General features: G+C 44.0%; 9 protein-coding genes and 1 pseudogene. 8 read left to right on the top strand and 2 right to left on the bottom strand.

What is annotated here, in order from left to right; all coding sequences use genetic code 11:
* Together DW981_RS15380 and DW981_RS09670 are read right to left on the bottom strand one after the other, a co-directional pair.
* Positions 1-315 (bottom strand): hypothetical protein (locus DW981_RS15380; protein WP_207663997.1); only part of this gene is annotated, 315 nt, incomplete at its 3' end.
* Positions 316-339: 24 nt separating this feature from the next.
* Entirely contained in the window at positions 340-1,491 is a 1,152-nt protein-coding gene (locus DW981_RS09670) for a class I SAM-dependent RNA methyltransferase (RefSeq protein ID WP_118507563.1), read from the bottom strand.
* A gap of 191 nt (positions 1,492-1,682) precedes the next feature.
* Between DW981_RS09670 and DW981_RS09665 the strand changes: the two genes are divergently transcribed.
* The 8 genes and pseudogenes from DW981_RS09665 (at position 1,683) to DW981_RS09630 (ending at position 12,450) form a co-directional block, all read left to right on the top strand.
* On the top strand, positions 1,683-3,431 hold the full coding sequence (locus DW981_RS09665; RefSeq protein ID WP_243034713.1) for an ABC transporter ATP-binding protein: 1,749 nt from the start codon (positions 1,683-1,685) through the stop codon (positions 3,429-3,431).
* 3 nt (positions 3,432-3,434) lie between these two features.
* Positions 3,435-5,165 carry an ABC transporter ATP-binding protein gene (locus DW981_RS09660; protein WP_118507562.1) on the top strand — a complete coding sequence of 577 codons (1,731 nt, stop codon included), beginning with the start codon at positions 3,435-3,437 and terminating at the stop codon, positions 5,163-5,165.
* A 185-nt stretch (positions 5,166-5,350) separates the two neighbouring features.
* Positions 5,351-6,175, top strand: a complete 825-nt coding sequence (locus DW981_RS09655) for a Cof-type HAD-IIB family hydrolase (protein ID WP_118507561.1) — start codon at positions 5,351-5,353, stop codon at positions 6,173-6,175.
* 99 nt (positions 6,176-6,274) lie between these two features.
* The gene (gene queA / locus DW981_RS09650) at positions 6,275-7,300 is read left to right on the top strand and encodes a tRNA preQ1(34) S-adenosylmethionine ribosyltransferase-isomerase QueA (RefSeq protein ID WP_118507560.1); all 1,026 of its coding nucleotides are present in this window, start codon (positions 6,275-6,277) and stop codon (positions 7,298-7,300) included.
* 16 nt (positions 7,301-7,316) lie between these two features.
* Positions 7,317-8,234: a YegS/Rv2252/BmrU family lipid kinase gene (locus DW981_RS09645; protein WP_118507559.1), complete on the top strand. Its 918-nt coding sequence runs from the start codon at positions 7,317-7,319 to the stop codon at positions 8,232-8,234.
* 592 nt (positions 8,235-8,826) lie between these two features.
* Positions 8,827-9,765 (top strand): tRNA-dihydrouridine synthase family protein, encoded by a 939-nt coding sequence (locus DW981_RS09640; RefSeq protein ID WP_118507558.1) that lies wholly within the window; start codon positions 8,827-8,829, stop codon positions 9,763-9,765.
* Positions 9,766-9,784: 19 nt separating this feature from the next.
* Positions 9,785-10,968 (top strand): annotated as a pseudogene (locus tag DW981_RS09635) (phosphopentomutase).
* Positions 10,969-11,169: 201 nt separating this feature from the next.
* Positions 11,170-12,450 (top strand): glycoside hydrolase family 27 protein, encoded by a 1,281-nt coding sequence (locus DW981_RS09630; protein WP_118507567.1) that lies wholly within the window; start codon positions 11,170-11,172, stop codon positions 12,448-12,450.
* Positions 12,451-12,508 lie beyond the last annotated feature (58 nt).

The raw sequence follows: 12,508 nt of genomic DNA, 5'->3' as shown, positions 1-12,508 counted from the left end.
ATTGCCGGTTAAATGGAGTAATTTGCTGCCGGGAAACTGGCTGATGGCAGCGCGAAGCAATTTAGTTTCAAAGGGTGGATATTCGATGGCGGCTGCGTTATTTGTGGAATTGCTGTTGTTCGTGATATGCAGTTGTCTATTGGTCAATATGCGGCCAGGATTTGGGAAAAAATGAAGTAGGGCTATTTCTTCAACAAATCCTACATTTGAAACACGCAATAAGTTTTTTAATGACTGATACCAGTGTGAGGTGTCCCATCCAAAAATTGATGATACCTTTCTAGATCGGGACATCTCCGACAATTCTTCAGGCATGTATTCATCAAAGACTTAACAAAATTAGAAATCACGTTTTTGGGGTGGTCGTGGTCCCATATATTGATAAAAGTAAGTTTTCATCATTCCGTTATAGATTTTGCGGTTTTTGGTTGCTTTCTTGCCAATATAACGTTCCGCCTGCTCGAAAGCAGTGATCAGATACATCGACCAACTGTCGAGGCGGTTATAAGCCTCGCCGATCTCGCGGTACAAAGCGGGCATTTCCGATTCGGAATCCAAACGCTGTCCGTAAGGTGGATTGGTGATGATGAAGCCATATTTTTTGCGGTGGCTTAATTCCTGCACCGGACGCTGTTGGAAATGGATCAGGTGATCTACTTCCGCTAAACGGGCATTTTCCATCGCAGCGGCAATAGCATCGTGGCTGATATCGTAGCCTTGGATATCCATGGATACATCGCGCAAGATCTGGCTTTCGGCCTCGTCAATGGCATCATACCAATGATTTTTTGGAATGAGATGTGTCCAGTGCTCTGCGGTAAAGCTGCGGTTCATGCCTGGTGCGATGCGTGCGCCGATCATGGCAGCTTCGATTGGAAAAGTTCCACTGCCGCAAAATGGGTCAACCAGAATACGGTCTTTTTTCCAAGGAGTCAATAGGATCAGTGCTGCAGCCAAAGTCTCTGTGATCGGTGCCTTGACAGTGGCGCGTCGATAGCCACGCTTATGCAGAGAATCTCCCGATGTGTCCAGACATACGGTTACTTCATCTTTCATCAAAGTGACGCGGACCGGATAATCATTGCCCTCTTCTGAAAACCAAGAAGTATGATATTTTGATTTCATGCGCTCTACCATTGCTTTTTTCATAATAGACTGAATGTCCGATGAACTAAACAGTTTACTCTTGATCGAAGTCGCTTTGGTCACCCAGAAACGACCATCTTCCGGGATATAATGTTCCCACGGAAGTGCCTTTGTCTGTTCAAACAGCTCATCAAATGTTGTGGCATGAAAGCTTCCAACTTTAAGCAAAATTCGCTCTGTTGTACGTAAAAATATATTAGCGCGGCAGATGGCTTGTGCATCACCAAGAAAAGTGACTTTTCCATCTTCGACTTTCTGAATTTCGTATCCGAGATTCAAAATTTCCCGTTTTAACACAGCCTCCAGTCCAAAATGACATGGGGCGATCAATTCAAATTGTTCCATATGATATGTTAATCCTTTCTACAATTTAGCCTTGACTTTTTATTTGCAGGCTGCATTGGCAATAGTTGTATCTAGTATACTGAATAATGGGGAGAATAGCAAATAAAATCCGCATGTTGATACTTGACTAATAGAGGGCAAAACGCATATACTTTTAAGATATGGGTAAATGCAGGCATGGAGGATTTGTAATGCAACAAGAACAAAAAAGAATGAATATATTGAGTTATCTGAAAGGGTACAAAAAAGAATGTTTTTTGAGCCCATTATTTAAGCTGTTAGAGGCTTGTTTTGATCTGACAGTGCCGCTTGTGATGGCAGCGATCATTAATAAAGGAATTGCCAGACATGACAGCGAATATATATTGCGCTATGGCGGGGTGTTGATCCTGCTTGCGCTGGTCGGTCTGACCTGCTCGATCACGGCACAATATTTTGCTGCAAAGGCGGCGGTTGGATTTGCGGCAAAGCTACGGCATGGATTGTTTGCAAAGATTGAGAGTATTTCTTTCCGCGAAATGGATGAGATTGGTACTTCGACCATGATTACCCGTATGACCAGTGATATTAACCAGATCCAGTCTGGAACGAATATGGTACTGCGTCTGCTTTTGCGCTCGCCATTTATCGTGTTCGGTGCGATGGTTATGTCGTTTACGGTAGATGTAAAGGCGGCAGTAGTATTTGCAATCGTTATTCCGTTACTTGCGATCGTTGTTTTTGGTATCATGTTGATCACGATGCCGTTATACCGTAAAGTTCAGGAAAAACTGGATCATGTATTGGGAAGGGTTCGTCAGAATCTTACCGGTGTGCGCGTGATCCGAGCTTTTCATAAAGAGCAGGATGAGATCACTCGTTTTTCCGATGAAAATAATGCATTGACGAGAATGCAGTTAATGGTAGGACGTATTTCGGCGCTAACAAATCCGGTAACATATGTGATGATCAACGTAGCACTTGTTCTACTGTTGTGGAAAGGTGCAGTTCGTATTGACAGTGGACACATTTTACAGGGCGATATGGTTGCTCTGGTTAATTATATGTCACAGATTTTGGTAGAGCTGATTAAGATGGCCAATTGTATCGTTTTGGCGACCAAAGCAGTTGCCTGTGGAAAGCGTTTGCAGTCGGTATTTGATATGGATTCTTCGTTGAAGATAGAGGGAGAAGCAGAACCGTTACAGCAGGATGGTGCGGCTGCCGTGACGTTTGACCATGTGACGATGAGTTATCAGGGTGGAGGAGATGCAGCTTTAGAAAATTTGAACTTTGAGGCGAAGCCCGGACAGACGATCGGCATCATTGGTGGAACCGGTTCCGGTAAATCTACTCTGGTAAACTTGATCCCTCGTTTTTATGATGTATCAGAGGGCGCAGTCCTTATTGATGGACAAGATGTTCGTTCGCTGCCTCTTGATGATCTGCGTCAGTCGGTAGGTATCGTTATGCAGAAAGCGGTGTTATTTCAGGGAACGATCTACGATAATATTTTGTGGGGGAACGAGGATGCGACCGAAGAAGAGGTAATACAGGCGTTAAAGGATGCACAGGCATGGGAGTTTGTCAGTGCGAAAGAGCAGGGAATCTATACGAAAGTTGAGCAGGGCGGCCGAAATCTTTCCGGTGGTCAGAAACAGCGCCTCAGCATTGCCAGAGCACTGGTACGCAGACCACGTATTTTGATCTTGGATGACAGCACATCGGCATTGGATTATGCAACGGATGCAAAACTGCGCAAAGCGATCCGTGAACTAACTTATCATCCGACAACGTTTATTGTTTCTCAGCGTACTTCTTCCATTTGTTATGCGGATGAAATTATTGTGTTGGATGATGGAGAAGTGGTTGGCATTGGAAACCATGAACAATTGATGGAACAGTGTCCGGTATATCAAGAGATACATCAGTCCCAGTTTCAGGACAGAAAGGAGGCGTAACGGATGGATAAAGATACGATTCGAACAATACTTTGTTATATTCGTAAACACACCTTTTTGGTGGTATTATCGTTGGTACTCGCTGCAGTGACAGTCGTTAGTACGCTGTATCTGCCAATCCTTACAGGACATGCGATCGATTGCATGATCGCAAAAGGAAAAGTGGATTTTGCTGCGCTTCGTCCCATTCTGGAGAAGATGATCGTTACGCTTGCTATTACGGGATTTTCGCAGTGGCTTATGAATGTGTGCAACAATCGCATTACGTATCTGGTTATGCGTGAGATCCGTGAGGATGCCTTTCATCACATTCATGATCTGCCATTGAAATATTTAGATGGACATCCATCCGGTGATATTGTCAGCCGTGTGATCGCAGATGTCGATCAGTTTGCGGATGGTCTGCTGCTTGGCTTTACGCAGGCATTTACCGGAGTGCTTACGATACTTGGCACATTGTTATTTATGCTGCGCGAAAATATATGGATCACGTTAGTCGTTGTACTGGTAACGCCACTTTCCTTTTTCGTGGCAGGATTTATTGCCAAAAAGACACACCGTATGTTCTTAAAACAGTCTGAAACAAGGGGTGAACAGACGGCGTTTATTGATGAAATGATCGGCAATCAGCGCGTGGTTCAGGCGTATAGTTATGAGCAAAAAGCGATGGAGCGGTTTGATGATATTAATGATCGGTTGGAGAAGTGGTCACTGCAGGCGACCTTTTTCTCCTCGACCGTGAATCCTTCTACTCGTTTTATCAACAATCTGGTGTATGCCGGTGTTGGCGTTGTCGGCGCGTTTGCAGTGCTTCGCGGTGCGATCAGTGTCGGTCAGTTATCTTGTTTCTTAAGTTATGCAAATCAGTATACAAAGCCTTTTAATGAGATATCGGGTGTGATCACCGAGCTTCAAAATGCTATTGCATGTGCTGCGAGAGTGTTTGCGCTGATCGAGGAACAGGAGCAGGAACCGGATACGGAAACACCGAAGAAATTAGAGCATGTGTCCGGCCAGATCGATATCGAGCATGTTGCGTTTTCTTATGTACCATCGCAGCCGTTGATCCGTGACTTAAATCTTTCGGTGAAGCCGGGACAGCGTGTCGCGATCGTGGGACCGACCGGTTGTGGTAAGACAACATTGATCAATCTGTTGATGCGATTTTATGAGGTGAATGAAGGACGGATCCTTGTGGATGGCGTGGATACGCGCCAAATGACCAGAGGGGATCTGCGAACCGGTTTCGGTATGGTGCTGCAGGATACTTGGATCAAGGATGGAACGATTTTTGATAATATCTGCATGGGTAAGTCGAACGCAACGAGAGAAGAAGTGATCGAGGCGGCGAAGTCGACACATGCGCATAGCTTTATTCGTCGTTTGCCGAACGGTTATGATACCGTGGTCAAAGAGGATGGTGATAACTTAAGTCAGGGTCAGAAACAGCTTTTATGTATTACGCGTGTTATGCTGTCAAAGCCATCTATGCTTATATTGGATGAGGCTACTTCTTCTATTGATACACGTACAGAAATACGTATTCAGAGGGCGTTTGCCAAATTGATGGAAGGACGCACCAGCTTTATTGTTGCACATCGTTTGTCTACGATTCAAAATGCCGATATTATTTTGGTCATGAAAGATGGTAATATTATTGAGCAGGGTAACCATGAAAGCCTGATGGCAGCCGGAGGTTTTTATAAAGAATTGTATAACAGCCAGTATGCATAACACATAAGAAATACAAGCTTCCTTGTATTTCTTATGTGTATTGCAAATTTGAGCGGAGCTCAAATTTGATAACTAGCGAAAGGTAAGAAATACAAGCTTTCTTGTATTTCTTATGTGTATTGCAAATTTGAGCGGAGCTCAAATTTGATAGCTAGCTTTTTACATTGATAGGAATGAGGTTTTTTATGTCACGTAAGATTTTAGCATTAGATTTAGATGGAACATTAACGGATTCGAACAAAGAGATTACGCCACGCACAAAGGAAATGATCGCTAAAATGCAGGAGCAGGGTCATATCGTTGTGTTGGCAAGTGGAAGACCGACTCCGGGTGTTCAAAGGGTAGCGGATAAGCTGCATCTTTCGGAAATGGGAGGATATATGCTTTCCTATAATGGGGCAAGAGTACAGGATTGCAAAACGGGAGAAATTCTGTTTCAGCAGACGATGCCACTGGATATGATCCCGATCTTATTTGATGAGGCGAAAGAGCATCAGATTGGAATGATGACGTATCAGAATGGAAAGATCATTTCCGGGGAGATCGTTGACGAATACATGGGACTGGAGTCCCGGATCAATGGATTGGAAATATGTCCGTTTGCGGATCCGGCAGCGCAGGTCACAACGCCGGTCAATAAGTGTCTGGGGACGGCAGATCCGGAACATGCAGCACGGTTAGAAGTCCTTTTCCGTGAAAAGTATGGAGATCGTATTGACGTAGGACGCTCCGAGCCGTTTTTCTTAGAACTTTTACCGAAACATGTGGATAAGGCGGCGTCTCTTGGTAAATTGTGTGAAGCACTGGGTCAGACCAAAGAGGATCTGATCGCTTGTGGGGATGGGTTTAATGACCGTTCTATGATTGCATTTGCAGGGCTTGGGGTAGCAATGGCAAATGCACAGGATGTCGTTAAAGAAGTAGCTGATTATGTAACATTGTCCAATGATGAAGATGGTGTTGCACATGTCATAGAAAAGTTTATTCTTGCAAAGGCAAATTGCGGATGAAACAATTAACTTTATCCAAGCTAAATGTATTTGCGGGGTGTTTAGAATTGCAATGATTTTTGAAATGACAATTGAGTAAAAAAGGAGTGTAGAATTAGTATGAAAACATCAGATTTTGCGTATGATCTACCGGAAGAATTGATCGCACAGGATCCACTTCCTGACAGAGCGTCTTCTCGTTTGATGATTTTGGATAAACAGACCGGAGAGATCACGCACCGTATATTTCACGATATCACAGAATACTTAAAACCGGGGGATTGTCTCGTGTTAAATGACACGAAGGTGATTCCGGCGAGATTGATCGGAGAACGTGAAGAAACAGGTGGCAAGGTTGAAGTACTGTTGCTTAAACGTGGTGAAGATAATGTGTGGGAGACGTTGGTGAAACCGGGCAAAAAGGCAAGACCCGGTACCAGGCTTGTCTTTGGTGGAGGCCTGTTACGGGCAGAAGTTGTTGATATTGTGGAAGAGGGAAATCGTTTGATCCGTTTCGAGTACGAGGGGATTTTTGAAGAGATCCTTGATCAGTTGGGACAGATGCCACTGCCACCTTATATTACACATAAGCTGGAGGATAAAAATCGTTATCAGACTGTTTATGCGAAATATGAGGGATCTGCGGCAGCACCGACGGCAGGTTTGCATTTTACCAAAGAATTATTGCAGCAGATCGAACAGATGGGTGTATCGATCGCGCGCGTGACACTGCATGTCGGACTGGGAACATTCCGCCCGGTCAAGGTTGATGATGTGGAACAGCATCATATGCATACGGAATTTTATCGTGTTACGAAGGAAGCAGCGGATCAGATCAATCAGACAAAACAGGCGGGCGGCCGCATTATTTGCGTAGGGACGACCAGTTGCCGTACGATAGAATCTGCAACCGATGACAACGGCGTCATACATCCGGGAGAGGGTGATACGAGCATCTTTATTTATCCGGGTTATCGATTTAAGATGTTAGACTGTCTGATCACTAACTTTCATTTACCGGAGTCAACGCTGCTTATGTTGGTTTCTGCGTTGGCGGGTAAGGAACATATTATGGCAGCTTATGAAGAGGCGGTAAAAGAACGTTATCGATTCTTTTCCTTTGGAGACGCGATGTTTATTTCATAGAAATGGAGGATTAGTTATGAAGAAGATGTTATTTGTGTATAATCCGATGGCGGGTAAAGAACAGATCAGTACGCATCTATCAAATATTGTGCAGGTGTTTTGCAAGGCATCTTTTGAAGTGACGATCTTTGCGACAGCAGGCCCGAAAGATGCGACTCGTATTGTAGAAGAGCGTGGCACGGAATATGATTATATTGTGTGTTCCGGTGGCGATGGTACGATGAACGAAGTTGCAACCGGGCTGATGTCTTTAGAGCAAAAACCGGTCTGTGGGTACATTCCGGCAGGAACTGTAAATGATTTTGCATCGAGCTTAAGCATTCCGAAGGTGATGGAAGAGGCAGCGTCTTTGGTGGTTAACGGAGAAGTGTTCCATTGTGATCTCGGACAGTTTAATGAGAAATATTTCACGTACGTTGCAGCTTTTGGTGCATTTACAGAAGTTTCTTATCAGACACCGCAGGAGCTTAAAAATGCGTTGGGAAAAACTGCATATTTTGTGGAGGCATTGAAACATATTGCAGAGATCAAGGTGCATCATATGAAGATCATCTATGATCAAGGCGTGATCGAAGATGATTTTTTGCTTGGACTGATCAGCAATTCTGAATCCGTGGCCGGATTTAAGGCATATCAAAACCGCGACATTAAAATGGATGATGGCTTATTAGAGGCACTGTTTATCCGTAAGATCAAAAATCCGATGGAATTGCAGCTTGTCATCAACTCCCTGCTGACCAAAAATCTGGACTCCGAACAGTTACTCACGATCAGCTCCAGTCATTTTCATATTGTGAGCGATGATAATATTCAGTGGACGTTAGATGGTGAGGACGGTGGATATTTTGATGAAGTAGATCTGCGATGCCATAAACGCGTACTGCCCATCATATGCGAACCCGCTGCAGTAGCAGGCATATCAACACAATTTTAATGTCATACGAAATTTCGCACTCCTGCGTACCTCTTTTCAATCACATATTCATTATTATGTGAATAAACAGTTATTGGTTTTGCAACCGTTATATACTGAATTCTGCAACGGAAGAAATATAGCAATTGCTCTCGTGCAATTTGTTTTCACAATGATTTCTAAGTTTTGTAGTCTCTGATATGCGATTTACATGCCTTACGGAGAACTCGATGTCCCGTAAGCAAGGTAATTATCATTTTTGAAAGGGACTTTGCACTCGTCGTTACTTATGTCTCGTATTTCAGAGACATTAAGTAACGTGACGTAGTGCATCGTAGCGAAAGCGTCCCGTCCAAAAATTGATAATACCTTGCTAAAACGGGACTTCTCAAACACTCCTTCAGGCATGTATTTATCAGAGACTTTACAAAACAAGAAATCATAGCAAAAACTTGCAACTACAGCAATTGTCTTATTTCTTCCTTTGCAGAACAACTTAGCATATTGGTTGCAAAACAAATTCTACAGTACAGCACATAATAATGAATATGTGATTTTAAGGTTGTTTGAGGGAGTGCGAATGGGATGATATAGAGTTTAGTGGAGGAGATTTATGCAATACTATTTTGCTCCGTTGGAGGGGATTACCGGTTATTTGTATCGGAATATTCATCATAAACATTTTCCGGGGATAGACAGATATTATTCACCGTTTGTTGTGACGAGAGATGGCGGGATTATGAAACGCAAAGAGCTGCGCGATATTTTACCGGAAAATAACAGAGAGATTACGTTGATCCCGCAGATCCTTACCAATCATGCAGAGAATTTTTTGTGCGCTGCAGAGACAATGTATGAACTTGGTTATCAGGAAGTAAATTTGAATCTCGGATGTCCTTCCGGCACTGTGACAGGCAAGGGGAGGGGATCCGGTTTTTTGAAATGGGAAAATCGCAGTAAGCTGCAGCATTTCTTGGAAGAGATTTATCAATACGCCAAGCCAAAGATTTCGATAAAAACAAGAATTGGCTGGGAGGATCCGGAAGAGTTTACGGACTTATTGCAGTTATATAACACATTCCCAATCTGTGAATTGACGATTCATCCGCGAACCAGAACGGAGATGTACCGGGAGGGCGTACACCGGGAAATATTTAGGCAGGCATATAAGACAAGTGTGAATCCGGTGTGTTATAATGGAGATATAAAAACAGAAGATGATGTCCGTGAATTGGGACAGGAATTTCCGCAACTGTCGTCTGTTATGATCGGACGGGGGTTGCTTTCTAACCCTGGTCTTGTCAGTAGAATTGTGGGGAAGGATACCGGCAAGCAGGAGTTAGAAGCATTTTATTATGAGTTGTTTGATGCGTACCGACAGGAACTGTCTGGGGACGTGCATTTGTTACATAAGATGAAAGAGCTGTGGATTTTTATGGCGCCGCAGTTTACGGAGCATGAAAAGTATCTCAAGCAGATCAAAAAGAGCCGTAAATTATCGGAGTATGAAACCGTTGTTCGAAAGTTATTTTATGAACAGGAGTTGGCTTAACGAAGGGAGGGCTTTCTTTATGGGGAAATTTCAGAGAGTATTTGTCATTGTATTGGATTCGTTAGGGTTTGGCGCAATGCCGGATGCAGAGCAGTACGGCGATAGCAATGTGGATACCATTGGACATATTGCTGAAAAGATGCAGCTTCATATACCGAATCTGCAGAAACTTGGCGCAGCAAATATCCGACCAATCAATGGAGTGGCGTCCGTTACGGAACCTTTGGCTAAGGTGACAAAATTGTGTGAAAAAAGCCACGGAAAGGATACGATGACCGGGCATTGGGAGATGATGGGACTATATATTACTAAGCCATTTAAAACATTTACGGACACCGGATTTCCATCGGAGCTGATCGCAGAACTTGAGAAACAGACCGGACGAAAGATCATTGGGAATAAGAGCTGCAGTGGTACGGTGATCCTGGATGAACTGGGCGAAGAAGAGATTAATGAGGGACATTTGATCGTTTATACATCGGCCGATTCGGTGCTGCAGATCTGCGGTAACGAGGAGACGATGGGACTTGACACGCTATACCATTATTGCGAGATCGCAAGAGAACTTACGATGCGTGATGAATGGAAGGTGGGGCGTGTCATCGCAAGACCATACGTTGGCAAAAAGCGTGGGGAGTTTGTGCGTACTTCTAATCGACACGACTATGCGTTGAAGCCGTTTGGCAGAACGGCATTAAATGCGTTAAAAGATGCCGGTCTGGATGTCATCTCTGTTGGAAAGATTTTTGATATCTTTGATGGAGAAGGTCTGACAGAATCCAACAAATCCAAAAGTTCTGTGCATGGTATGGAACAGACCATCGATATTGCAAATCGCAATTTCAAGGGATTATGTTTTACCAATCTGGTGGATTTTGATGCGCTGTGGGGCCATCGCCGTAATCCGATCGGTTATGGAGAAGAGATAGAACGGTTTGACAAGAAACTTGGTGAATTGCTGGAAGTTTTGCGGGAAGATGATCTTGTGATCCTGACAGCGGATCATGGCAACGATCCGACTTACACCGGAACCGATCATACGAGAGAAAAGGTACCGTTTATTGCATACTCACCGTCGATGAGGCAGGGAGCAATTTGCCGGAGCAGCAGACGTTTGCAGTGATTGGAGCAACGATCGCAGATAATTTTGGAGTAGAGATGCCGGAAGGAACAATAGGACATTCAATATTACAAATTTTGTAACCAAAAATGATATTTTTAACATGATAGCGATGCTATGATAATAGCCATCGCTATAGTTTATTGATGGCAGGATTCACTATATAGTGGCTGCAAAATATAATTAGACCATTAATATAATAAGCAATATGTGGTTGTGCGAGATAATGAGGGATGGGAAGTTTGAATTATAAACATGTTGCAGCAGAAATGAGGTATGATGGAATGAACAAGAATTTATTTGCGGTAACGCCACCGATGGGGTGGAACAGTTACGATTATTATGATACCAGTGTTACGGAGGAACAGGTTAAGGCGAATGCGGATTACATGGCAAAGCACTTAAAACGGTATGGTTGGGAATATATTGTCGTTGACATTGAGTGGTACAGTTATGATGCAGGCAGTCAACGAGATCGTTACCAGTATATACCATTTTGGGATGTTGCCATGGATGAGTATTCCAGATTGTTGCCGTGCGAGCAGCGTTTTCCATCGGCGGCGGGTGGCAAGGGATTCGCACCTCTTGCACAATATGTCCATGATCTGGGACTTAAATTTGGTATACACATTATGCGTGGAATACCGAGAAATGCAGTGCATGCGCACGCTAAGATCTTACATTCCACCCACACGGCAAATGAGATCGCACAGCCGAATAATATTTGTGAGTGGAATCCGGATATGTATGGAATTGATCCGGCGGCAGAAGGAGCGCAGGAATATTATGATTCTCTGCTTGCGTTGTATGCTCAGTGGGGTGTTGATTTCATCAAATGTGATGACATATGCCGTATGGATATGCCGACAGCCAAAGAAGAAATACGAATGTTGTCGGAGGCGATTGAAAAATGCGGTCGGCCGATTGTTCTTAGCTTGTCTCCGGGACCGGCTAAGATTGAGGAAGCGTGGTATTATGAAACGCATGCGAATATGTGGCGTATCACAGATGATTTCTGGGATGACTGGCAGTTACTTGTGCCAATGTTTGAACGTTGCGAGCTTTGGCAGAGCCATGTGACCAAAGGCTGCTATCCGGACTGTGACATGCTTCCGGTCGGTAAGCTTGGAAAAGGCTTTGCGGATGAGCGGGATACTCGTTTTACGAAAGAGGAACAGATTACGATGATGACACTGTGGTCAGTGTTCCGTTCGCCGATGATGATCGGTGCGGACTTGCCACAGCTTGATGACTGGACGAAGTCATTACTGACGAATGCCGACGTATTACATCTGTTGTCTCATTCGTCCGGAGCCAGACAAATGATGCGTGATAACAGACAGGCTGTGTGGTGTACCAAAGATACAGATGGCAAACATACCTACATTGCGGTATTTAATCTGCAGGATCAGGCAGGTGATGTGAGTCTGCCTTGGGATGCGATCGAGCGGTACGGCATTACAGCAAATATAGCGAAGGAATTGTGGAGTGGTGACCAACAGGATCTACGCAATTGTGAGGCAGTGTCAGTAGCTGCTCATGGCGCCAAATTATTCCGTTTATAAGAACAACACGAAACCCCGCATTCTGCATATAATACTATGAACTTTTTCGTATTGGAGA

Source organism: Clostridium sp. AM49-4BH (assembly GCF_003478335.1).
Classification (GTDB): Bacteria; Bacillota; Clostridia; order Lachnospirales; family Lachnospiraceae; genus Butyribacter.
Note: the sequence above shows the minus strand (reverse complement) of the source record. Positions and strands in the feature narration are given on the sequence as shown.

What these genes read in the sequence shown, in the direction of transcription:
- DW981_RS09670 (WP_118507563.1), bottom strand. Translation starts at nt 1,491, where the DNA reads ATGGAACAATTTGAATTGATCGCCCCATGTCATTTTGGACTGGAGGCT.
- DW981_RS09665 (WP_243034713.1), top strand. Translation starts at nt 1,683, where the DNA reads ATGCAACAAGAACAAAAAAGAATGAATATATTGAGTTATCTGAAAGGG.
- DW981_RS09660 (WP_118507562.1), top strand. Translation starts at nt 3,435, where the DNA reads ATGGATAAAGATACGATTCGAACAATACTTTGTTATATTCGTAAACAC.
- DW981_RS09655 (WP_118507561.1), top strand. Translation starts at nt 5,351, where the DNA reads ATGTCACGTAAGATTTTAGCATTAGATTTAGATGGAACATTAACGGAT.
- queA (WP_118507560.1), top strand. Translation starts at nt 6,275, where the DNA reads ATGAAAACATCAGATTTTGCGTATGATCTACCGGAAGAATTGATCGCA.
- DW981_RS09645 (WP_118507559.1), top strand. Translation starts at nt 7,317, where the DNA reads ATGAAGAAGATGTTATTTGTGTATAATCCGATGGCGGGTAAAGAACAG.
- DW981_RS09640 (WP_118507558.1), top strand. Translation starts at nt 8,827, where the DNA reads ATGCAATACTATTTTGCTCCGTTGGAGGGGATTACCGGTTATTTGTAT.
- DW981_RS09630 (WP_118507567.1), top strand. Translation starts at nt 11,170, where the DNA reads ATGAACAAGAATTTATTTGCGGTAACGCCACCGATGGGGTGGAACAGT.